Source organism: Caulobacter segnis ATCC 21756 (assembly GCF_000092285.1).
In the GTDB taxonomy this organism is placed as follows: Bacteria; Pseudomonadota; Alphaproteobacteria; order Caulobacterales; family Caulobacteraceae; genus Caulobacter; species Caulobacter segnis.
In genome coordinates this window covers 2,578,460-2,601,881 of record NC_014100.1, presented here as the reverse complement: position 1 = coordinate 2,601,881, position 23,422 = coordinate 2,578,460, and the positions used below count along the sequence as shown (strand labels likewise).

The following is a 23,422-nucleotide window of genomic DNA, read 5'->3' as shown; positions in this document are numbered from 1 at the left end:
CGGAACGACGCGGTTGCGTGGTAAATGGACGAGATCAACGGCCCTGTAAGGTTAACGTGAACCTCACGGCTCAAGGCGTTGGCCTCCCAAAGTGACGATGATGGGCTTTGATCCTGGGGGAGCCGCCTTCAAAAAGGCTGGCGGGCGACGAGATCGCCCGCCAGGCGCGAGGTGGGATCAGAAGGCCTTCTTGAAGCCGATCTCGAAGGTCCGGCCCAGCGGGTTGCCGGTCCATGGGTCGTAGCCGAACTCTTCCTGGGCTGGCGGCGGATCGCGGTCGAACATGTTGGCCACGGTCGCCGACAGGGCCATGTCCTCGCCCAGCTGCAAACGATAGGTGAAGTCGGCCGTCACCCAGTCCTCGCCGGTCTCGCCATACTGCACGCCGGCTCGCTCGTCCTGGACCGCCGAGACGAAATTGACGCCCAGGCGGAAGTTCTGTCGACCCAGCCCATAGTTGACGCCGAGGTTGGCCCTGAGCTTGGGCGCGGCCTGGGCGAAGGTGGCGAAGTTCAGTGTTCCCAGCCGATCATCACCGGTCGAAATGGTCACCCCATCCAGCGTGGTGGGACCGGTCCTCAGCGTGGTGACGCGCGTGGCGGTCACGCTGATGTCCAGGTCTCCCTCGCCAAGCGGCAGGCCATAGCTGGCCTGGATATCGAAGCCCTTGGTCGTCTGGCCCGGGCCGTTGCCGTAGCGGGTCGAGACGGCCGAGAAGCTGCCGACGCCGCTCATGCCCACGGCGCAGCCGTTGTTGAAGGTGATGCGCGCCAATAGCGGCTGCTTGGCGACGTCGCAGGTGGTGATCGTGCCGCCCGCGCCATTGAAGACCAGGCTGGCGATCTGGTTGGGGTCCGCGACCTGGCCGATCTGGTCCTTGGTGCGGATGTCGAAGTAGTCGACGATCAGACGGAATCGGTGGTCGTCGGCGACGCCGCGGCTCTGCCAGATGGCGCCGACATTGCCCGTCTTGGCGGTTTCCGGCTTGAGGTCGGTGTCGGTGATGAACTGCGCCGCCAGCCAGTTGCTGGCCGCCACCGTATAGGTGCGCGCGGCCACCGTGATCGCGCCCGGCGTCACGCCCAGCGGCGGGGTCTGGTAGTTGGTGCCGTACGAGGCGCGCAGGGTCAGCGGCCCCCAGACGTTCCACTTGCCCGAAACCTTGTAGACCGTGGCGCCCAGATCGTTCGAGAAGCGCTCGCGCCGCGCCGCCAGTTGGAGGTCGACGTTCGAGAACAGCGGAACCTGCAACTCGCCGAACAGCGAGTACTGGCTCTGTTCGGCCTGGCTGGGCAGGGTCGGCGCGAACAGGACGAAGGGCCCCGGCGCATCGGGGGTGCAGCCCCGGAAGTTCGGATCCGTCGTGGGCAGCGGCGTGGGGCTGAGATTACCCGAGCCCGCGCCGTTGGCGCTGGTGGTGTTGCTGGGCCATTCGCACTGGATCGAGCCATTGTTGAACGCGCTGGGCACGTTCACGCGGCTGGCCAGGGACCGGTACTGGGCGCCGATCGCCCAGCCGATGTCGCCGCCGGGAAGCTGGATCCCTGAGCGGCCATTGAACACCAGATCGGCCGTGAAGTTGTGGCTTAGGGTCTCGACCGCGCGCGGGTCGAACATCCACAGCGCCAGGTCCTCGGGATTCTCCTTGCCGGCGACGTAGTTCGGATTGGCCAGGCCGCGAACAGGCTGGCCCTTGAACGAACTGGAGAAGGGGTTCCAGTACTGGCAGCCGTTCTTGCCGGCCGCCGCGGCGTTCTGCGTGCCGAAGCGGCTGGGATCCAGGTCCGTGGCGCGGCAGTTGGGGCCACCGAAGCCGTTCAGCGCTTCCTGCAGGCGATAGCCGATCGTATCGGCGTGGGTGTTGTAGTTGTAGGCGTCGTTATAGGTCAGGGCGAAGTCGTAACCGACCTGCTTGGCGAACGGCGCAAGGTCGCCGAGATCGCCCGTGAGGCCCGCCGACACGCGCCAGACCTTGTTGTCGATCCGGTCGGCCACGCCGAAGCCGTCGCCGCCCGAGTAGTACGGATTGCCGCCGTGACCGAACAGTCGGTAGGTGATGGGCGTGAAGCCCTGGGCGCCGACAATGCCGTTCTTGGCGGCGAACTCGGCCGCGAACGGGTTGGTGATCGGCACGTAGAACTGATTGACCGCGCCGGTGGCCAGGGCCGGGCCACGCGAGACGGGCTGGGCCGGCGAGCCCATCACCTGCGGCAGGGTCACGCGGCCATACGAGGCGTCCATGTGGAACTTCATCGTATCGGTGATCTGCGCCTTCAACTGGGCGTAGAGCCGATAGATGTCCTGCTTCTCCACCAGCCGGTAGTAGGGGATGTAATTGTAGGCGCAGGTGAAATTGTTATCGTAGCGGCCGCCCACCGCCGCGCAGCTGGCGGGCGTGAAGTCCGAGACGATCCCACCTACGGCCGGGCCCCATTCGCCGACGTCCGTGGCGCTGGGCGTGGCGGGCAGGGCGCCGCGCGGGATCCAGCCGGTCAGGTTGGTCAGGGTCGACCAGGGGGCCGGATTGTAGCCCGTCCCCGGGGTCAGCGAGGCCTTGGTGAAGTCCCGCTCCATGGTGTTCAGGCGCGAGCGGTGCTCATATTCGGCCGAGACCAACAGGTTGACGCGGTCCTCGCCAATCCCGCCCATGACGCCGACCGAGTAGTCGCCTTTCGAGCCTTTGATCTGTTTGTACTGCGCCTGGGCCTGCAGGCCGACGAAGCGGTCCAGGGTGATGAAGTTGACGACGCCGCCCGTGGCGTCGGCGCCGTAGATCACCGCCGCGCCGTCCTTCAGCACCTCGGTGCGGGCCAGGGCGATAGACGGGACATTGGCGGTGTTCTGGTTCATCCGCCGGCCGTTCAGAAGGACCAGCGTCTTGTCGGCCCCCAGGCCGCGAAGATTGTAGTTCACCGAGCCGACCAAGGCTGGGCCGCCGAAATAATAGGACTCGCCGGTCGTGGGACCCGAGATCGTCAGGCTCTTGGCGAATTCCAGCGCCGTGGGCGAGCCCTGCTTCTCGAGGTCAGCCTGCGAATAGACCTCGACGGGGAGGGCGGCGTCGAGCGCCGAGCCCCGGATGTTCGAGCCGGTGACGACAATTTCCTCGACCTGGGTGGATTGGTCCTGAGCGGCCCGCTCCTGGCCGTGGGCTGTTGCGCCCAAGCCCGCGATTCCCATCAGCAGCGCGACACCCGACGCGCCCATTAGCCCGATCTTCATGGTGCGATCCCTCCCGTTGAACGAGTCTATAACGCTCATTCTCACAAGAGTGAGTGTTGTGGCATCGTCACCGTCTCGTCAATGACCATTGTTCGGTCACGTGGTCGTAGCCTCGCGAGCGACGGCGGCATGCGAACGATTGACAGGCGCGCGCCGCGCCCTACTACCCGGGTACGGAGCGACGAGGAGGACGGCTTGTCGGGAGACACCAAGGCGCGGCGGACCAAGGCCGAGCAGCGCGCCCAGAGCCTGGAGCAGATCCTGGACGCGGCCGAGTACCTGTTCTCCCAGAACGGTCTGTACGGCGTGACCCTGCGCGACGTCGCCTTGCGGGTCGGCATCCACACGACGCTGCTGAACTATTACTTCAAGGACAAGACCAACCTGTTCGAGGCGGTGTTCGCCCGGCGCGCCGGCGTGACCTCGGGGCGCAGGATGATTGCTCTGGAGCAGTACGAGCAGGCCGTCGGCGACAAGCCCACCGTGGAGGGCGCGCTTCACGCGTTTCTCGATACCGACCTCGATCTCTACTACGAGGGCGGCGAGCACTGGATGAACTATGCCGCCTTCTGCGCCCGGGTCAGCAACACGCCCGAGGGCGCGGCCCTGATGGACGAGCACTTCGATCCCGTCGTGCTGAAACTGGTCGGCATCCTGAAGCGCGCGCTGCCGGACTACGCCGACGAGGAGATCTTCTGGGGCTACCACTTCGTGTCGGGCGCGCTGATGAACACCCTGGCGCGCACGGGCCGGATCGACCGGCTGTCCGGCGGCCTTTGCCACTCCGACGACTTTCCGGCCATCAAGAAGCGGATCGCCCGCTTCATGGCGGCGGGTTTCATCGCGCTCAAGGACTGAAGGAGGGGCTCTAGCCCGCCTCCGCCCGGCGGAAGATCCGGGCCAGCCACAGAAAGAGGCCGATCGCCAGGACGTAGAACGGCACCAGCGTGAAGAGCGCCATCTGCAGCGAGTTGTGCGGATGGCTGGCGCGGAAGAAGTCGCTGGCCGCGCCAACGTATGTGGGGCCAAGGCCCAGGCCGATGAAGTTCATCACCAGCAGCAGGAGAGCGCCGGACATTACGCGCTGCTCGGGACGAACCTCCTCCTGCACCAGCGCTACCGCCGACGACAGGTAGAAGTAGTTGAGGAAGGTCGGACCGATCAGGAAGGTGAGGGCCAGGGGCCAGCTCGGCGCCCAAACGAAGCCGATGTAGAACGGAATCGCCAAGGTCAGGGAGATCACCGGAGCCATGGCGTAGACGACCTTCGACTTGCGAGTGAAGTGATCGATCACGCGCCCAGAGGCGTAGATGCCCGCGCTCATGCCGACGCCGACGACCAGGGCATACCAGACGGCGACTTCTCTAAGGCTCATGCCCTTCTCGCGCATCAGGAACAGCGTGGTGAAGTTGCCCAGGCCATAGGTCACGAACTGGGTCGCGCCGCTGCCCAGCGCGGCCAGCATGAGGGTCGGTCGCGAGAAGAACATTCGCAAGGTGGGCCAGAAGGCGGCCTTCTCGGGCTTTGTCCCCGCGCCGTCGAGGCCGCCCCGCGGGGGCTCCTTCACGATCAGCGGCAGCACCGCGGCGGCGACCACGCCGACGACGCCGAGCACGATGAAGGCGTAGCGCCAGTTGAAGGCCGCCGCGATCGCGCCGCCAAAGGCGATGCCGAGCGCCGCGCCGACCGGTGGGCCAAGATTGTAAATCCCCAGCGCCGTGCCACGCCGGCCCGGCGGAAAGTAGTCGGTAATGATGGCGTAGGAGGGCGGCACGCCGCCGGCCTCGCCGAAACCGACCGTCATCCGCGCGAAGGCGAACTCGCCATAGGTGCGCGACAGACCGCACGCCACGGTCGCCGCGCTCCAGATCCCGCAGGCTATGCTGAGCACCGCGACCCTGTTGGTGCGGTCGGCCAGCCAGCCGACCGGGATGGCGATGAAGCAGTAGAACATCGCGAAGTAGAGGCCTCCGATCAGGCCAAGCTGTCCGTCGGTGATGTGCAGGGTGTCCTGGATCGGCTTGGCCAGGATCGACATCAGCTGGCGGTCCAGGAAGTTCAGAACGTAGACGAACCAAAGCATCGCCAGGACAATCCAGGCCTGCGGGCCTGGAGCGGCGTGAGGAAGGTCTGAGCGCGCGGGCAGGGCCGCGTCGCTGGTGCGCGCGAGATCGTTCAAGGTTTCCTCCCGGACGCCCTTTCATGGGCTTGGCTTGCCCTGAGCATGACGTCAATCGTCTCGCCCCGTCAACATTCACGCTCGTGAGAGTGAATGTTGACATTGGCTTGGATCGTCGCCACCGTGGCCCCCAACGTCGACGGCGAACGATCGGCGCTATTTGGGGAGTGAAGCCATGAAGGTTGGGCTGCTTGCATCGACTTGCGCCGTCGCGCTCGTCGCGTTTTCGACAACGCCGGTGCTGGCTCAGGAAGCCAGTTCCGCGGAGCAGGGAAGGGGCGACCGCAGGGACGCCGAAATGGTGGGAGAAGTCGTCGTCACCGCCACCCGTCGCCCGGAAAAGCTCCAGGACGTGCCGCTCAGCGTCACGGCCTTCGACCAGAAGGAGCTGACCGCCAAGGGCATCGTCGGCTACGAGGGTCTGGCGCGCCAGACTCCGGGCGTCGTGCTGAACCGCGCCACCGCCAACTTCAACAACTTCACAGCGCGCGGCATCGCCACCAACGGCTACGGAGCCAACCTGCAGAGCACGGTCGCGGTCTATATCGACGAACTGCCAATCTCGACCATCGGCAACACCACCGTGCTGGATCCCAACCTGTTCGACGTCGAGCGGGTCGAGTTCCTCCGTGGGCCTCAGGGCACGCTATTTGGCTCGGGCTCGCTGTCGGGCGCGCTGCGCATTCTCACCAAGGCCCCGAACCTCTCGAGCCGGGAGGGCGCGGCCCTCGTCGACTACGGCCTGACGGGCTCGGACTCGTTGCGTCAACGCTACAACGGCATGCTCAACATGCCGATCATCGAGGACAAGCTGGCGCTGCGCGTCGTCGGCTTCTACCGGCACGAGGAAGGCTATCTCGATAACGTCGGCACCAAGGTCCACAACTCCAACACCCTGGTGAACTGGGGCGGCCGCGCGAACCTGCTGTGGAAGCCGAACGAGCGTCTGTCGGTGAAGGCGCTGTTCTCCTACGAGGACAGCAATCCGAAGGACTCGTCGATGATCAGTCCGTTCCTCGGCCGCGAGAAGCGGATCTCGGATCGCCCGGACCTCTTCGTCGGCAAGCTGCGCACCCACAACGTCACGGTCGACTACCAGTTCGACGGGGCGCGCCTGACTAGCTCGTCGACCTATTCGAAGTTCGACCAGAAGTTCTACGTCGACCTGGCCGGCACCTTTGGAGGCGCGATCGCCTTCGCCCTCGACGCGAACGCCAACCAGCAAACCTTCGTCGAGGAAGCGCGCCTGGCCTCCGACCCTGGCGGCAAGGTCGATTGGGTGATCGGCGGCTTCTATCTCGATCGCCGCCTGGACGTGGACTACTTCTATCGCTCCAACCCGGCCTTCCTGGCGGCGCGAGGCATCACCGGCCTGCCGGACGAGTATTATCAGCGCCAGTACACCCACTTCCTCTCGCACGAGAAGGCGGCGTTCGGGCAGCTGACCTACCGCTTCACCGACAAGGTCTGGGCGACCGGCGGCATCCGTTACGGCAAGGTCGACTCGCAAGGCTTCACCGAGGCGGGGGGCTACAACAGCGCCTATCTGACCAACGCCCTACTGGGGATCCGAGGACCGCTGACCCTGGTCCCGATCGCGGCGGCGACGGGCGTCAAGGCGACGGGCAGCAAGCCCTCTTTCAAGGTCAGCCTGTCGTACAAGCCGTCGTCGGCCCTGACGACCTACGCCACGGTCTCGACGGGCTTCCGCACGCCGGTCGTCAACGGCTTCGCGGGGCGGCCGAGCCTGGTCAACCCCAACGACCTGATCATCCCGAACGGCGCTTCGTCGGACGATCTGGTCAACTACGAGTTCGGCGCCAAGGGACGCTTCCTGAACGGGCGTCTCGCGGCCAACGTCGCCGTCTATCTGATCGACTGGAGCAACATCCAGGTCCAGGCGAACCGGGTCTCCGACAGCGTCCAGTTCGCCACCAACATCGGCGCCGCGCGCAGCAAGGGGATCGAGCTGGAGCTCCTGGCCTATCCTGCCAAGGGGCTGACCGTGGGGCTGAACGGTTCGCTGAACGAAGCCAAGGTCACGGAGCTGAGCCCGGCCGAGGCGGCGATCTCCGGTGCGGTGGTGGGCGCGCGACTGGCCTCGCCGAAGGTCCAGGGCTCGCTATTCGTCAACTACGGCTGGGACCTGACGCCTGGCGCCAAGGCCAATCTGTCGGTCGTGCTGCAGCATGTCGGCTCGTACCCGGGGTCGTTCCCGCGCGTGCCGGGGCAGCCGACCGTGACCAGTGCGACCTACGGGTTCACGGACTCCTACCAGAACGTCAACGCCACCTTCGCCGTGGCCATGGGCCAGACCACGATCGGGGCCTATGTCGAGAACCTCTTCGACGATCACTCGATCACCTATGTCCACCCTGAGGCGTTCCTCGCCAGCCGGTTCGCGACCATGCGGCCGCGTACGGCCGGCGTGCGCCTGGGCTACGCGTTCTAGGAGGGGGCGATGCGCAGACGCGTCCTTCCATCGGTCTTCGCCTTGGCGCTCGCGGCCCTGGCGGGGGCGCCGGCCGTCGCGCTGGCCGACCAGCCCGTCGTCCACGCGCCGGTCGGCGCTGTGCGCGGCGTCGAGGCGGAGGGGCTGCGGGTGTTCAAGGGCATCCCCTACGCGGCCGCGCCCATGGGCGCGCTGCGCTGGAAACCGCCGGCGCGGGCGCCCGGCTGGAGCGGCGTGCGCGACGCCCAGGACTTCGGCCCGGCATGCTGGCAGCCTAAGCCCCGGACGGGCAGCATCTACGCCTCGCCGCTGAAGGCGTTCAGCGAGGATTGCCTGTCGTTGAACATCTGGACGCCGGCCACGGCCAGCAAGGCTCCGGTGCTGGTCTGGATCCATGGCGGCTCGCTGATCGGCGGCTCCAGCAGCGAAGGCCTGTACGACGGCGCGGCCCTGGCTCGGCAAGGGATCGTGGTTGTCTCGATCAACTATCGTCTAGGCGTGCTGGGCTATCTGGCCCATCCGAAGCTCAGCGCCGAGTCTCCCGACCACGTCTCCGGCAACTACGGTCTGCTGGACCAGGTCGCGGCCCTCGAATGGATGAGGGACAATATCACGGCGTTCGGCGGGGATCCGGCCAACGTCACCATCGCCGGTGAATCCGCCGGCGCGCTCAGCGTGATGTACCTGATGGCCTCGCCCAGGGGCCGGGGGCTGTTCAGCAAGGCGATCGCCCAGAGCGCCTACATGATCTCCACGCCGCACCTGAGCGAGCCCAGGCATGGCCACCCCTCGGCCGAGGCGATCGGCTCGGCGACGGCCGCCAAGCTGGGCGCCAAGACCTTGGCCGATCTGCGCGCCATGGACGCCGAGACGATCACGACATCGGCTCTGATGGCGGGCTTTCAAACCTTCGCGGCGGTCGACGGCAAGGTTCTGCTCAAGCAGCTGGTCGACACCTTCGACGCGGGAGAGCAGGCGCGGGTCCCGATCCTGGCGGGGTTCAACAGCGGCGAAATCCGCTCGCTGCGGATCCTCGCGCCGCCGCCGCCAGCCGACGCCGCGACCTACGAGAAAGAGATCCGCACTCGCTACGGCGATCTCGCCGACGATTTCCTCAAGCTCTATCCGTCCGACGACCTCGCCGAGAGCGTGCTGCTGGCGCCGCGCGACGCGCTCTATGGCTGGACCGCCGAACGGCTCGTCGCCAAGCAGACCAAGCTCGGCGCGCCCGGCTATCTCTACTATTTCGACCACAGCTATCCCGCCGCCGACGCCGCGGGTCTGCACGGCTTCCATGCTTCCGAGCTGCCGTATGTGTTCGGCACGGCGAAGACCACGCCGCCGGCCTGGCCCAAGGTCCCCGACACGCCGGTCGAGGCGAAACTGTCGGCGGCGATGATCGGCTACTGGACAGGCTTCGCCCGCGACGGCGTCCCGACCGCGGCCGACGCGCCGGCGTGGACGCCCTACGGGACCGACCGCGGCTATCTGGCGTTCGCGGAGGACGCGCGGCCCGGAACTCATCTGCGACCCGGCATGTACGAACTGAATGAGGCGGTGGTGTGCCGCCGCCGCGCCCAGGGCGACACGTCCTGGAACTGGAATGTCGGCGTCGTCTCGCCCCCGCTACCCCCTGGAGTTCCCAAGTGCCGATGATTGACGGCGAGATGCAGGCGTTCTCCCTGACGCTCGACAAGTTCCTGGACCACGCCGCCAAGTGGACGCCCGGAGCGGAGGTCGTGACCGCGCGCGAGGAGGGGCGGATCGATCGCATCGGATACGGCGCTTTGCGCGACCGGGCGTTGCGGGTCTCAGCCGTGCTCGACGGGCTCGGCGTCCAAGCCGGCGACCGCGTCGCGACCCTGGCCTGGAACACCCAGGACCATGTCGAGGCGTGGTTCGCGGTGATGGGCATGGGAGCGGTTTGCCATACCCTGAATCCGCGCCTGACCGCCGAGCAATTGGCGGCGATGGTGGCCCAATCCGAGGCTCGTGTCCTGATCGCTTCGGCCGACCTGGCTTCCCTGGCGCGGCAAATCATGGACCGAGCGCCAGCTCTGGCGCGGCTGCTGATCATCGACGGCTACACCGGCGAGGGCGAGACGCTGGCGGCCATGGTGGAGGCCGAAACGCGTCGCGGGACCTGGGGACGGTTCGACGAAAACGCGCCGTGCGGGCTCTGCTTCACCTCGGGCACGACCGGCGCGCCAAAGGGAGTCACCTACACGCATCGCTCCAGCTATCTGCACACCTTGAGGATCCTGCAGGCCGACGGCATGGCGATCTCGGGCGCCGACGCCGTCTTGGCGGTCGTGCCGATGTTCCACGCCAACGCCTGGGGGCTGCCGTTTGCGGCCCCGGCGGTCGGCGCCAAGCTGGTCCTGCCGGGGCGAAACACCGACGGCGTCAGCTTGGCCCGCCTGATCGCGGCCGAGGGCGTCACGATCGGCGTCGGCGTGCCCACGGTCTGGGCTGGCCTGATCGAGCATGTCGAAGCCACCGGCCAGGCCCTGCCGTCGCTGAAGCGGATCATCGTCGGCGGCGCCCCGATGCCGCCCGGCTTGATGGCGCGCATCGAGGAACGCCTGGGCGCGCGCGTCCAGACCAGCTGGGGCATGACCGAGCTGTCGCCTTGCGGCGTGCTGGCGCCCTTGTCGGCCCCCGGTGAGGCGGCGGTTTCGGGCCGCCCTGCGGTCGGCGTCGACCTGCTGCTGACGGACGCCGACGGCGTGGCCCTCCCGCGCCAGAGGGAGGTCGAAGGCCATCTGCGCGTGCGCGGCGCGTCGGTCATCGCCCGCTACTTTGGCCAGGACGAGCCGGCCACCGACGCCGACGGGTGGTTCGCCACCGGCGATCTGGCGCGCATCGACGAGGCGGGCAATCTCCTGATCACGGGACGCGCCAAGGACCTGATCAAGTCCGGCGGCGAGTGGATCAATCCGGCCGAGATCGAGGCGGTGGTCGGCGCGCTCCCGCAGGTGTCGATGGCCGCCGTGATCGGACGGTCCGACCCCAAGTGGGGCGAGCGGCCCATCCTGCTGGTGGAGACGATAGAGGAGGTCAGCGACGAGGTCTTGTTGGCTTCGCTGCGCGGCCGCGTGGCCAGCTGGTGGATCCCCGACGCCGTCTATCGCCTGCCGCGCATGCCTCTCGCTCCGACCGGGAAGATCGACAAGATTCGGCTGCGGTCGGAATACGGCGCGGGCTGAGGCGCGCCGTCCGATATCCAAGGAAGGTCCAGTGTCCGAACCTGCCGCCCCCCGCCGTCGCGTCACCAAGGCCGAACAGCGCGCCGAGAAGATGGAGCAGATCCTCGACGCGGCGGAGGAGCTGTTCTCCAAGCATGGGCTCCATGGCGTCACGCTGAAGGATGTCGCGCAGCGCGTTGGGGCGCATCACACGCTGCTGAACTACTATTTCGAGGACAAGAAGGCCCTGTTCGACGCGGTCTTCGCTCGGCGCGCGGTGGTCACCAGCCAACGGCGCATGCGGGTGCTGGAGGCGTACGACACCGAATGTCAGGGCAGGCCGACCGTGGAGGGGGCCTTGCGGGCCTTTCTCGATACGGACCTCGACCTCTACATCGAGGGCGGGGAGGGGTGGAAGAACTACGCCGCTCTCGGCGCCCAGGTGGCCAACACCCCCGAGTGGGGCGCCGCCCTGATGGACGAGCATTTCGATCCCGTCGTACTGCGGCTGATCGATCTTCTGAAGCGGGCCCTGCCGGGTTGCGCCGAGGCCGACATCTTCTGGGGCTACCACTTCGTCACCGGGGCGCTGATGCTGACCCTGGCGAGGACGGGACGGATCGACAAGCTGTCGGGCGGCGTGTGCCGGTCGGACGACTTCGGCGCCGTGAAGGATCGGATGGCCAGCTTCATGGCCGCCGGCTTCCTGTCTGTGTGCGCGCGCAAGGAGCAGGCGACCTAGAAGCCAGCTCCAGCCAGGGCGTAGCCTTGTCAAAGATATTCACTAGAATGTTAGTGAACCAATGTGCGAGCCCAGGTTCGCGAACGAAAGGGGATTATCGATGTTGTTGGATGGACGGGTCGCGATCGTCACCGGGGCGGGCGGCGGTCTTGGACGCGCGCACGCGCTTTACTTGGCCAGTCAGGGCGCCAAGGTGGTCGTCAATGACCTGACGCAGGAGGCCGCCGATCGCGTCGCCGCCGAGATCGCGGCGCGCGGCGGCGCGGCGATCGGCGTGGCGGCCTCGGTCACCGATGAGACGGCGGTTACGGCCATGGTCGAGCAGGTCGTCGCCCGCTGGGGCCGGGTCGACATCCTGATCAGCAACGCCGGCATTCTTCGCGACAAGACGTTCGCCAAGATGAGCCTCGACGACTTCCGGCTCGTGGTCGAGGTCCACCTGATGGGCGCGGCGGTCTGCGCCAAGGCGGTCTGGGGCCTGATGCGCGAGCAGGGCTATGGCCGCATCGTGATGACGACCTCGTCCTCCGGGCTCTACGGCAACTTCGGCCAGGCCAACTACGGCGCGGCGAAGATGGCGCTGGTCGGCCTGATGCAGACCCTGGCGATCGAGGGCGAGAAGTACGGGGTCCGGGTCAACTGCCTGGCGCCGACGGCGGCGACCGGAATGACCGAGGGCGTGCTGTCCGAGGAGAGTTTGCGGCTGCTCGATCCGGGCCTCGTGAGCCCCGGCCTGCTGGCCTTGGTCAGCGACGACGCTCCGACGCGCGCGATCCTTTGCGCCGGCGCCGGTCACTTCGCCACCGCCAACATCACCCTGACGGAAGGCCGCTGCATCGGCGCTGTCGCCGACGCCGGCGAGCAACTGATCCGCCATTGGGGCGCCGTCACCGATCGGACCGACGAGATCGTCCCCGCCTACGGCTTCACCCAGGCCGAGCGCGAGACGGCCAGCGCTGGCTTGATGGCCGGCGTCGCCGCGGAGCGTGCGTAAATGCGTAGCGCTGTCATCGTCTCCACGGCGCGTACGCCGATCGGGCGCGCCTATCGCGGCGCGTTCAATGACACCCTGCCGACCGTTCTGGCCGCCCACGCCCTGCGCCACGCCGTTTCGCGCGCCGAAGCGGCGCCGGACGAGGTCGAGGACTGCATCCTGGGCTGCTCCCTGCCGCAGGGCGCGCAAGCGTCGATCGGCCGGATGGCGGCCCTGCGCGCCGGCCTTCCGGTCGAGGTTCCGGGCATGACGCTGGATCGTCAGTGCTCTTCGGGCCTGATGACCATCGCCACGGCCGCCAAGCAGATCATCGTCGACCGCATGGACGTCATCGTCGCGGGCGGGGTGGAGTCGATCTCCCTGGTTCAGACCCCAGAGATGCGTGTCGATCAGGATCCCGGCCTCGTGGCGATGCATCCGGACGCCTACATGCCGATGCTGGACACCGCCGAAACGGTCGCCGCCCGCTATGGCGTGACGCGGGAGGCTTGCGACCTTTACGGCCTCTCCTCGCAGTTCCGCGCGGCCGCGGCGCAGACCGCAGGCCGCTTCGACGCCGAACTGGTTCCGATCACCGCGACCATGAAGGTCACCGATAAGGCGACCGGCGAGGTCGGCGCCCGGGAGGTGGTCCTGGATCGCGACGAAGGCGTGCGGCCGGACACCACCTTCGAGGGTCTCTCGGCCCTGAAGGCCGTGCGACCCGGCGGAGTGGTCACGGCGGGCAACGCCAGCCAGCTGTCGGACGGCGCATCGGCCTGCGTGGTGATGGAAGCCAGCCTCGCCGAGAAGCGCGGCCTGGCGCCGCTGGGTCGCTATGTCGGCATGGCCGTGGCCGGGACGAAGCCGGACGAGATGGGGATCGGTCCCGTCTTCGCGATTCCCAAGCTGTTGAAGCGGTTCGATCTGTCGATGGACGACATCGGTCTCTGGGAGCTCAACGAGGCCTTCGCCTGTCAGGTGCTCTACTGCCGCGACGCGCTCAGCATTCCGGACGAGCTTCTGAACGTCAACGGCGGCGCGATCGCCATGGGTCACCCCTACGGCATGTCGGGCGCGCGCATGGTGGGACACGCCTTGATCGAGGGGAAGCGACGCGGCGTGAAATACGTCGTGGTGACGATGTGCGTCGGCGGCGGCATGGGGGCCGCGGGCCTGTTCGAAGTGCTTTGAGGCCAGAGGCCTTAGGGCGTCGAGGCTGACAGGCCTTTGGCCTTGCCTGGCGCGAGGTTCGCGCCAGGCAAGGCCGCAGAGGCGAGGTTAGAATTTCCGGCTGAGGCTCAATCCCCACTCGCGTGGGCGGCCGTAGCTGGCTTCCTTCAGTCCAAAGCCGCTGGAGGCGTTGCCGGAGACCTTGTAGCGCTCGTCCGACAGGTTGGAGCCGAACAGCGCCACCTGCCAGAGCTGGTCCGGGGAGGCGTAGGCCAGGCGCGCGCCGAACAGGTCGTAGGCGGGCTGGGTCAGGTCTGGGTCGTTGGCGACGTCGTTGTAGACGGTGCTGTAGTGGGTCCAGTCGGCCCGCGCGGTCACCCGTCCGCCGTTCGGCAGGTCCCGCCCGTACTCGACGCCGCCGTTCAGCGTCCACTTGGGCGCCTTGACGAAGTGGGTCGCCAGGGTGATCGGCAGCACCTGGCCGGCCGCAAGCCCATTGCCGACCTCGGTGTACTTGGCGTCCATGTAGCCGCCGCCGAAGTTAAAGCTCCAGTTCGTCGTCGGCCTGGCCTGCAACTCGACCTCGACGCCCTTGACCTCGCCCGCCGCCGCGTTGGCGACGAAGTTGCGCGGCGTCTGGTTCACGGTGACCTGGATGTCCTGGTAGTCGCTGAAATAGCCGGCGACGTTCAGGATCAGCCGGCGGTCGAGCCAGGCGGTCTTGGCGCCGGCCTCATAGGTCACCAGCGTTTCAGGCTGATACTCGGTGACCTCGGAGGCGTCGTTGAGCGGGCGGGCGTTGAAGCCGCCGCTCTTGAAGCCCTTGCCGATCGAGCCGTAGAGCAGGATGTCGGGCGTCGCCTTGAACTCCAGCCCGACCTTCGGCGTGAACGAGTTCCAAGAGCCGCTGCGCGACAGCAGCGCGATGACGACGCCGTCGCGAATGCGGCGGTGGTCGAGCACGTAGTCCTTCTCATCGCGGTTGTAGCGCGCCCCGAGCGTGGCGCTCAGTCGATCGGTCAGGGTGAGGCTGCCCTGGGCGAAGGCGGCGTAGGTCGTGCTGGTGACCTTGGTGTAGACGGCCGCCGACGGGCTGTAGGGCGGGGGCGACGCGCCCGGCGCCAGGCCCAGCGCCAGCTTGGCGAAGCCGGAGTCGGTGCCGCGCTCGCGGAAGGCGTAGACGCCGGTCACCCAGGTCAGGCGGTTGTCGAAGGACTCGCCGCTGAGCTGGAATTCCTGGCTGTATTGCGCCTGAACGTCGTGGTTGAAGGTCTCGCGGAACGTGAAGGGCGTGTTGTCGCCGTCGCGGGCGAATGTCGCCTTCAGGCCCCGGACCGCGCTGATGCTCTTGAACGAAACCGCGCCCAGATCCCAATCCACCGTGGCCGAGGTTCCCCACAGGTCCAGGTCGTTGATGTTTGGGCCCGTGCCATAGGTCGTATAGGGATCGTCGGTCAGGAACGAGGTGTTCAGCGTCTTCGAGCCGTTCGGCGCGGTGATGCCCAGGCCCGGCGCGACATAGGTGTTGAAGTTGGCGATGAACGGGCCGGCGACGAAACCCGGAACGGACCCGATCACCAGAAGTTTCTGCGGCGCGGAGTGCTCGCGGGCGCGGGTGTAGTCCGCCGAGAGGTTGACCGTGACCGCGTCCGAGGCTTCCCAGCGCAGTTGCGCCCTGGCCGCGGTGGCGTTGCGATCGCCCAGGTCATCGCCGGTCAGCAGGCGCTTGCCGTAACCGTCGCGCGTGAGGCGCGCGGCCGAGAGGCGGGCGGAGACCTTGTCGCTCAAGGGGATGTCGACATGGCCCTTGATGTCGCGGCGGTCGAGACTGCCGATCACGCCCTCGATCTTGCCGCCGAACGCGTCCTTCGGCTGGTCGGTGGTGATGATCACCGCGCCGCCGATGGTGTTCTTGCCGAACAGCGTACCCTGAGGGCCGCGCAGCACTTCGATGCGGCTGACATCGAACGCGTCCAGCGTGCCGCCGATGGAGCGGGCGTAGTAGACGCCGTCGACATAGACGCCGACGCCGGGGTCGCTGAAGATGGCGAAGTCGTTTTGGCCGACGCCGCGGATGAAGACCGTGGCGTTGTAGTTGCCGCCGCTGAGCGCCGCGGCCCCGTCGAAGCGGATGCTGGGCGCGAACTTGGCGATCTGGTCGACGCTTTCGACGCCGCGGCTCTGCAAGGCCTCGCCGCCCAGCGCCGTGACGGCGACAGGCGTGTCCTGCAGGCGCTCTTCGCGCCGACGAGCGGTGACGACGACTTCCTCGATCTGAGCCATATCGCCCGTGCTTGTGGCCTGAGCTAAGGCCGGCGTCGCGGTCGCCTGGACCCCCGCGACCGCGCAGACCAGCAGGCCGCCGGCGCGCAGGCGGCCTGAGACGTTCCCAATCCTGGGCATTTCTTTTCCTCCCTGAGTACGTCGATGACCATCGAGCGCGAGCGCCCCCAGCCGTTCTGATTGTTATGCGTACTAACTATTTCAGAGCATGATTGTATGCCATGTGCAACAGCGTCTCGGACGGCCCGCGCATTCGAAGAACGATGTGTTGCGAAAGGGCCGCGCCTTATCCATGGACGCGCGCGAACGCGCCTCGGTCGCTGGACCGAAGCGCGTCTTAAAAGCCGTCTAAGGCGAGAGTCTAGTTGTCGGTCGCGGTCGATCGGGCGCTGAGCCAGAGGCAGACCGCGCCGCCGGCGGCGAGGATGGGCAGCAGCGCCAGCAGCACCTGGCTGGGGGCGCGACCGGCTCCAATCAGGGAGGCGGCCAACAGCGGACCCGCCGCCGAACCGAGTCGGCCCATCACCACCGCCGCCCCCACGCCGGTGCCGCGCAGGCGGGCCGGGTAGAAGCTGGGCGCCATGCCGTAGACCGTGGACTGCACGCCCGAGATCGTGGCCCCCAGCGCTGCCCCAACGAAGAGGAAGACCACCAACGACGGGGGCGCCATGGCGGCGGCGATCAACGAGGCGGCGGAGGCGCCGAAGACCGCCAGGATCGTCACGGGCCGCCCCTTGGGATGGTCCATCAGCCATCCCGTGACCACGCTTCCAACGGCGCCGGCGAGATTGAAGGCCATTTGCACCAGCCCGGCGTCGGGCCGGCTCAGGCCCTGGCCGATCAGGAGCGAGGGCAGCCAGCTGAGCAGCAGGTACATGATCAGCAGGGCCAGGAAGAAGGCCAGCCACAACAGCATGGTCGTCAGGCCCCGACCTCCGCCGACGACGGCTTCGACGAAGCCGGATTTCTCGTCGGAGGCGGCGACGGGAGCGGCCCTGGGCGAGTTCGGCAGCAGCGGGATGGCCAGCGCCAAGGCCAGCAAGGGGCCCGCGCCCCCGACATAAAAGATGACGCGCCAGTCGGACGGATCCGCGCCGGCGAGGCTGACCAGGCTGGCGACCGCGCCGCCGCAGGGCAGGCCGGCGTAGAGAAAGCCGACGGCCCGGCCGCGGAGCCGGGGCTCGACGCTTTCAGCCACGATGGCGATCAGGTTGGGCAGGGCGCCGCCCAGGCCGACGCCGGTCAGGAAACGGGCCCACAGCAGTCCATTGAGGTCGGTGGCGAGGCCGGTCGCGATCGACAGCAGGCCGAACACAGCGACGGAAAAGAGCAGGGTCGTCTTGCGGCCAAGCTGGTCTGACAATCGCCCGCCGATGGCCGCGCCGAGCATCAGCCCGAACGTGCTGACGCTGAAGAACCATCCGAGGGCGTCGGGGCCCAGGCCCAGATCGGGCGCCAGTCGAGGCGCGGCGACGCCGGCGGACTGCAGGTCGAAGCCTTCGAAGATCGCCAAAAGGCAACAGATGGCGACGGCGACCAGATTGTTACGCGCGCGCGCCGGGTCGTTCCCATCCTTCATGAACTTTCCCCCTAGTTTTGTGGCCGCGCTCTCCGGCGCGATTTTTGATATGTGTCATAACTATTATGGAGTGTCGCCCCTATTCGCGGCCCGTCGGCGCGAATCCGGTCGCCGTGCTAGACAACACCGCACACGAGAAAGACGCGTCGATGACGAGCGCTGCGAAACGTAAGGCGGAGACAGAGCCCACCCCCTCGCTGGGCGGTCTCGAGACGACAGTGGGGTTTGTCCTCCGCCTGGCTCAGGTCGCGGTGTTCAAGGACCTGCTGGCCGCGCTCAAGCCCTTCGACCTACGGGTCACCGACCTGTCCGTACTGCTGGTTATCGAAGCCACGCCAGGACTTCAGCAGCGCGCGATCGGCGACATGCTGAGGATTCAGCGTCCGAACCTCGTGATCATCCTCGATCAGCTTCAGGCGCGGGGCCTGGTGCGCCGCGATCCGGTCCCGGGCGATCGACGCTCCTACGCCCTGTCCATTACCCCCGAAGGAGCCGCGCTGCTGCGGGGCGCCAAGGCGGCCCACGCCGCCCACGACCGCAAGGTTCTGGAGGCCCTGGGGGATCTTGAGAAAGAGCGGATGCTGACGGTCCTTGAGCGGATCGCCGCCATCTAGTCGGAGCGATCCGGAGGCTTGCCGGCCGCCATAATCGCGCCGCGCTCAAATGGTTTGCAAGGCAAACAATATAATATAGAAACAAATAAAAGCGCCATTCAAAGGCGCGTCTGGCCGCCGGCCCTTGGAGGAAACCATATGTCTGACGCCGTGCGCGGGGGCGCCGACAAGGCCGAGGCTGGCGCGACGACCAAGATCGTCTGGCGACCCTACCATGTCTATATCGTCGGGCTTCTGTTGCTGATCACGATCTGCAACTACCTCGACCGGATTGTCCTCAATGTGCTGCAGGAGCCCATCAAGCGCGAGCTGGGGCTCAGCGACTGGCAGTTGGGCCTGCTCAGCGGGCCGGCGTTCGCGCTGTTCTATTCGGTGGCCGGCATTCCCGTCGCGCGACTGGCCGAGCGGACCAACCGCGCCCGGCTGATGGCGGCGGTGGTCGCGGTCTGGTCGACCATGACGGCGCTGTGCGGTGTCGCCCAGGGCTTTGTCCAGTTGCTGCTTTTCCGCGTGGGCGTGGGCATGGGGGAGGGCGGCTGCCTGCCGGTCAGCCACTCGCTGCTGGCCGACAACTTCAGCATGCGCCAGCGCGGCATGGTCATGTCGATCGTCAGCACCGCGCCGTCCTTCGCCACCATCCTGGCGCCGATCGTCGGCGGGCTGATCGCCCAGCACTGGGGTTGGCGCGCGGCCTTCATCGTGGTGGGCCTGCCAGGACTGTTGCTGGCGCTGCTGGCTTGGCTGACGCTGCGCGAACCGCGTGAGCGCATCGAGGCGGACGCGCCGGCCAAGGTCGAAGCAAAGTCCAATTCGACCTTCCTAGCCGACTTGGGCGTGCTGCTGCGCAACCCCGCCTTTGTCATGCTGGTGATCGGCGGCGCCTTCATCGGCCTGGCCTATAACGGCGTCACGGTGTTCACCGTCTCGTTCATGATGCGCACCCATGGACTGACCCTGGGCGAGGCGGGCGGCGTCGTTGGGCTGGGCGGCATGCTCGGCCTGGCCGGCACCTTCCTGGGCGGCGTGGCGGCCGACAAGCTGGCCGACGCGCGCGGGCGCTCCTACGTTCTGGTGCCGGCGGTAGGCGGAGTGCTGACGTGCCTCTTCTACGGCCTAGCCTTCGCCCAACAGAACTGGGCGTTGGGCCTTCCGCTGCTGCTGGCCGCCTCGGTGGCCTACAATCTCAAGAACGGCCCGATGTACGCGGCGGTCCAGAACATAGTGCCGGGCACCATGCGCGCTACGGGGGCGGCGGTGTTCATGTTCGGGGCGACGGTGATCGGCGGCATGACCGGTCCTCTGATCGCGGGCGGCGTGAGCGACAGCGTCGCGGGCCGCGCCTTCCCCGCTGCTTTGGGCGCCTTTCACGCGGCGTGTCCGGGCGGGCGCGCGGCCAAGGGCGCGGCGACCGAGGTCGCGCAAGCCTGCGCCCAGGCCTCGGCGGCGGGGCTGCAGACCGCCCTGGTGGTGGTCTCGATGGGCTTCCTGCTCGCCGCGGGCTTCCTGGTGCTTGGCGCCCGTTGGCTGAAGGCCAACGAGCCAGCGGCCGCCTAGACCCTATTGCTCGCTGTCGGCGAAACAGCGCTTGTAGAGCTTGTCGAGCAGGGTGTGCAGGATCTGATGCTCCTCGTCGCTCAGCGCCGTCTTGATCGCCGCTTCGTTGACGTGAGCCAGGGCCCGCATCTCCTCCAGGGCCTTGAGGCCGACGGGCGTGACGAACAGCAGGTGGCGGCGCCGGTCGGTCTTGGACCGCTGGCGCATCGTCCAGCCCAAACGCTCCATGTTGTCGAGAATGGCGACGATCGTGGCCTTGTCGAACCCAACCTCACGCGCCAGCGTCTTCTGCGACAGGCCCGGATTGGCGGCGATCAGGGCGAGCGCCGAGAAGGCGCCCGGCCGGATCTCTTCGCGGTCCAGCAAGGCGTTGAACGCCCGCGACAAGTGGTTCTGGATCCGGCGGATGCGGAAGCCGACCAGGTCGTCGAGCACGCCGAGGGAAATCTCCCCGCGGGGCTCGTCGTCTTCAACGGAAGCGATGGACTCGGCCTTGGCGATCATCGGCTGTCTTGTTCTCCGGCGGCTGAACAACTTCCTCGTCGATTTCCACCGTCGCGGTCAATGGCGACGGGTTACGAAGCCGAGAAGGCGACTCGCTGGCCGTCCCAGGCGAAGTCGGTCTTGAGGCCCGCCTTGCGGCTGATCTCGGCGACATAGTCGGCCACCGCCCGGCCGCGCGCGTCGTCGACCAGCGGCTCGGGCTGTCCCGTCGGCGTCATCCAGATCGGCCGGAAGCCGGGGCTGATCACGCCGTCGGCGCCGATATGGCAGGCCGCGACCATGCCGTTCTTAGCCTCGGGGTGGAAAGGGTACAGCGGATAGGCGGGATCGGGCTCGAAGCCGAACAGCACCTTGCGCTTCTCGGCCCAGGCGCGGCGAACCGGATTTTCGTTGCCCTCGGCCGTCAGGGCGCGGGTGACGCTCACGAAGTTGCCCAGGCCATGGAAGATCGGCTTGCCGCGCCAGACCTCGACCCCGCGCAGGATGTGGGCGTGATGGCCGATCACGATGTCGGCCCCGGCCTCGATCGCTTCGCGCGCTACGGCCTTCTCGTACATGGCGATGTGGGCAGGGGTGTGGACCACGCCCTTGTGGAAGGCCACGACCAGCACGTCGACCTGGCCGCGGATGGCCGCGATATCGGCCTGCATGGCCTCGACCGTGTCGGGATCGGCGAAGGTGTAGACCTTGGGTGGCCCGCCCGGATTGGCGTTCTCGAGCTCGTAATGGGTGATGATCTTCAGATAGGCGCAGCCGGCGCGCTTGGGTCCCGCCCAGCCTTCCTTGGGGCCCACGCAATTGTAGCTGAGCAGCCCGACGCGGACGCCGCCTCGCGCCGCCACGGCCGGCCGACGCGCCTGGTCCAGGTCGAGGCCGGCGCCGGCGCTGACGAGGCCCTGGCCGGCGAGATTGGCGATCGTGTCGTCGATGCCCTCGCCGCCGCGATCGTGGATGTGATTGCCCGCCAGGCTGACCATGTGGAAGCCGGCGCGGCCGACCGCTTTCAAGTTCTCCGGATCGCTGGCGGGGGCGGGGATGTCGCCGACCGACTCCCGGCCTCGCGTGGTGTGCGGCACCTCGACGTGGCCGATCAGCAGATCGGCCTCCGCCAGCAGAAGCCGCGCCTTGTCGAAGAAGAAGTCGGCGTTCGGCTCGTCCAGCACGAGGTCGCCGGTCATGTAGAGCTTGAACGGCGCGGTCATCACGGCGCGCTCCGCACCGGAAGGATGACGCTGGACGGCGTGTCGCCGCCGGTGTGCAGGGTCAGGGTCGGCGGCGGCGAGGTCTCGACCCGCGCGCGCTCGCGGGGCTCGGCCCCGCTGACGGCGATCCGCACCCGGTGCCCGGCCTTGAAGACATAGGACACCGCCAGCATGTCGAACGACACCCGCACGGGCTCGCCGGCCTTCAGGGGGTGGTGGTCCTCGGTCCAGGCGCGACGCCAGGGCGTGCCGATCGTGTCCCAAGGGGCGGTCACGACCTTGCGCAGCGAGGCGCGCTGGCGGCCCTCGCTGACCACCGTGACCGAGCCGTCGGGCGCGACGTCCTCCAGATAGGCGAACACCGGCTGCTCGGGCGCGGTCGAGGAGATCCAGAGGTCGGCCAGCGGCGAGCCGGTCATCTCGGTGTCGGCCTTCAGGACCGGGCCGCTATAGACGAAGCTGGCCTTGGCCGGATGGCACGGCTGGGCGAAGGGGCCCCAGTTGGGCTGCACCGGATCGGGCGGGCAGGCCGGTGCGTAGTCGACCGTGACGCTGGTGGCCGCCGTCTTGGTCGCGGGCTTGGGCTTCAGCGCGCCCGCGTCGAGGAACAGGGCGTTGCGCGCGTCGGGGCGCGGCCAGCGGTCGGTCGAGCGCCACTCCTGGCCCTTCGGCGCGCCGATCGTGAAATAGTGGATGGGCGCGTCGGTCTCGATCCCCGTCGCCTCTCCCTTCAAATAGTGGTCGAAGAAGCGCAGCTGCTCGGCGCGCAGGTCGAAGCCGTTGTTCAGGCAGTGCCGCCAGGGGCCGATCACGATGCGCGCCTGGTCTGGCAGGTTGGCCTGGGCGATCAGGCCCTCGGTGCGGAAGTCGTCGTACCAGCCGCCCTGGATGTAGAGCGGAACGTTCGAGGCCTTCAGCTGGCTGAGATAGGCGCCGATGCTGACCTCGCCCCAGAACTTGGCCATGACCAGCGGCGACCAGCTGTCGCGGTAGGGCATGGACTTCATCAGCTCGAGCAGGTTGGTCGACTTTTGATGCTCCTCGGCCGCTTGGCGTAGCAGCGTCCGGTCCTCATCGCCCTGCACGGGCGTGGCCTTCAGGTCGTCCTCGAGCGTGCGGGTCGGGCCGGTGCCGTACTGCGAGATGATCCCGCCGCGCGTGTGGCCGTCGTAGCGCTCCCAGGCGAAGCAGCCGGCGAAGGCGGCCTTCAGGTGCGGCGGGCGGGCGATCATGGCGTGCATCACCGCCTCGCCGGTGTTCGAGCAGCCGTACATCCCGATCTTGCCGTCAGACCAGGGCTGGGCGGCCAGCCACTCGGTGATCTCGTAGGCGTCGAAGCCTTCGGTGAAGTCTTCATAGCCGCGCCTGACGCCGAACGAGGCGCCGTTGCCGCGTCGCGCCACGATCGCCACCACATAGCCCGCGCGGGTAAGGTCGGTCAGCGACTGGGCCGCGCCCGTTTCGCGCACGCCCGTCTTCTCGATGTCCAGCGTGTGGTGCCAGATGACCGGCAGGCGCGTGTCCACTGGCTTGCCGTTCACCGCCGGGCGATGCAGCGAGATCGCGATCTTCGTGCCGTCGCGCATCGGCAGATAGAACGAGGTCGCCACCTGCTGCGAATAGAGCGCCTTGGGCGCATAGGCGCCGAAGTTGGACGGCGGCGCGGCGAGCGCGGGCAGGGCGGTGGCGGCGGCGGAAAGCGCGGCGGCGAGGGCGATCGCTGAGGACTTCATACGAGGCTCACTGAAAAAGAAGCG

Annotated in this window: 16 protein-coding genes; 9 read left to right on the top strand and 7 right to left on the bottom strand. The window is 67.7% G+C overall.

The genetic code is table 11. The features are described 5' to 3' along the window. Positions 1 to 177: 177 nt before the first annotated feature. Positions 178 to 3,222 carry a TonB-dependent receptor domain-containing protein gene (locus tag CSEG_RS11935; RefSeq protein WP_013079487.1) on the bottom strand — a complete coding sequence of 1,015 codons (3,045 nt, stop codon included), beginning with the start codon at positions 3,220 to 3,222 and terminating at the stop codon, positions 178 to 180. Between the two features lie 195 nt (positions 3,223 to 3,417). Between CSEG_RS11935 and CSEG_RS11930 the strand changes: the two genes are divergently transcribed. After that, positions 3,418 to 4,080 (top strand): TetR/AcrR family transcriptional regulator, encoded by a 663-nt coding sequence (locus tag CSEG_RS11930; RefSeq protein ID WP_013079486.1) that lies wholly within the window; start codon positions 3,418 to 3,420, stop codon positions 4,078 to 4,080. A gap of 10 nt (positions 4,081 to 4,090) precedes the next feature. Here CSEG_RS11930 and CSEG_RS11925 read toward each other — a convergent pair whose 3' ends face one another. After that, entirely contained in the window at positions 4,091 to 5,401 is a 1,311-nt protein-coding gene (locus CSEG_RS11925; protein ID WP_013079485.1) for a spinster family MFS transporter, read from the bottom strand. 298 nt (positions 5,402 to 5,699) lie between these two features. Between CSEG_RS11925 and CSEG_RS11920 the strand changes: the two genes are divergently transcribed. The 6 genes from CSEG_RS11920 to CSEG_RS11895 all read left to right on the top strand — a co-directional run bounded on the left by CSEG_RS11920 (position 5,700) and on the right by CSEG_RS11895 (position 13,950). Further along, positions 5,700 to 7,853, top strand: coding sequence for a TonB-dependent receptor (locus tag CSEG_RS11920; protein WP_227878830.1), 2,154 nt, complete (start codon positions 5,700 to 5,702; stop codon positions 7,851 to 7,853). A 9-nt stretch (positions 7,854 to 7,862) separates the two neighbouring features. Continuing rightward, the gene (locus tag CSEG_RS11915; protein ID WP_013079483.1) at positions 7,863 to 9,509 is read left to right on the top strand and encodes a carboxylesterase/lipase family protein; all 1,647 of its coding nucleotides are present in this window, start codon (positions 7,863 to 7,865) and stop codon (positions 9,507 to 9,509) included. After that, a complete protein-coding gene (locus CSEG_RS11910) occupies positions 9,506 to 11,062 on the top strand; it encodes an AMP-binding protein (RefSeq protein ID WP_041538598.1) in 1,557 nt (518 codons plus the stop codon). Before CSEG_RS11915 ends, CSEG_RS11910 begins: the two co-directional genes overlap by 4 nt. Before the next feature lie 31 nt (positions 11,063 to 11,093). Next, a complete protein-coding gene (locus tag CSEG_RS11905; protein WP_013079481.1) occupies positions 11,094 to 11,783 on the top strand; it encodes a TetR/AcrR family transcriptional regulator in 690 nt (229 codons plus the stop codon). 100 nt (positions 11,784 to 11,883) lie between these two features. Then, a complete protein-coding gene (locus CSEG_RS11900; protein ID WP_013079480.1) occupies positions 11,884 to 12,777 on the top strand; it encodes an SDR family NAD(P)-dependent oxidoreductase in 894 nt (297 codons plus the stop codon). Then, complete coding sequence (locus CSEG_RS11895; RefSeq protein WP_013079479.1) at positions 12,778 to 13,950, top strand: acetyl-CoA C-acyltransferase; 1,173 nt, start codon at positions 12,778 to 12,780, stop codon at positions 13,948 to 13,950. Positions 13,951 to 14,037: 87 nt separating this feature from the next. On the opposite strand, the gene CSEG_RS11890 is transcribed toward CSEG_RS11895, so the two are convergent. Continuing rightward, the gene (locus CSEG_RS11890; protein ID WP_013079478.1) at positions 14,038 to 16,332 is read right to left on the bottom strand and encodes a TonB-dependent receptor; all 2,295 of its coding nucleotides are present in this window, start codon (positions 16,330 to 16,332) and stop codon (positions 14,038 to 14,040) included. 241 nt (positions 16,333 to 16,573) lie between these two features. Continuing rightward, positions 16,574 to 17,791, bottom strand: coding sequence for a 3-(3-hydroxy-phenyl)propionate transporter MhpT (gene mhpT, locus CSEG_RS11885; RefSeq protein ID WP_013079477.1), 1,218 nt, complete (start codon positions 17,789 to 17,791; stop codon positions 16,574 to 16,576). A 218-nt stretch (positions 17,792 to 18,009) separates the two neighbouring features. Between mhpT and CSEG_RS11880 the strand changes: the two genes are divergently transcribed. Further along, positions 18,010 to 18,405: a MarR family winged helix-turn-helix transcriptional regulator gene (locus CSEG_RS11880; protein ID WP_227878829.1), complete on the top strand. Its 396-nt coding sequence runs from the start codon at positions 18,010 to 18,012 to the stop codon at positions 18,403 to 18,405. Between the two features lie 138 nt (positions 18,406 to 18,543). Beyond that, entirely contained in the window at positions 18,544 to 19,959 is a 1,416-nt protein-coding gene (locus tag CSEG_RS11875; RefSeq protein WP_013079475.1) for a spinster family MFS transporter, read from the top strand. 3 nt (positions 19,960 to 19,962) lie between these two features. Here the strand turns inward: CSEG_RS11875 and CSEG_RS11870 are convergent, their stop codons facing one another. From CSEG_RS11870 to CSEG_RS11860, 3 genes are all read right to left on the bottom strand, one after another. After that, complete coding sequence (locus tag CSEG_RS11870) at positions 19,963 to 20,463, bottom strand: MarR family winged helix-turn-helix transcriptional regulator (protein WP_013079474.1); 501 nt, start codon at positions 20,461 to 20,463, stop codon at positions 19,963 to 19,965. 71 nt (positions 20,464 to 20,534) lie between these two features. Continuing rightward, positions 20,535 to 21,665 carry a CapA family protein gene (locus CSEG_RS11865; protein ID WP_013079473.1) on the bottom strand — a complete coding sequence of 377 codons (1,131 nt, stop codon included), beginning with the start codon at positions 21,663 to 21,665 and terminating at the stop codon, positions 20,535 to 20,537. Continuing rightward, entirely contained in the window at positions 21,665 to 23,398 is a 1,734-nt protein-coding gene (locus CSEG_RS11860) for a CocE/NonD family hydrolase (RefSeq protein ID WP_013079472.1), read from the bottom strand. The genes CSEG_RS11865 and CSEG_RS11860 overlap by 1 nt, the downstream gene beginning before the upstream one ends. Positions 23,399 to 23,422 lie beyond the last annotated feature (24 nt).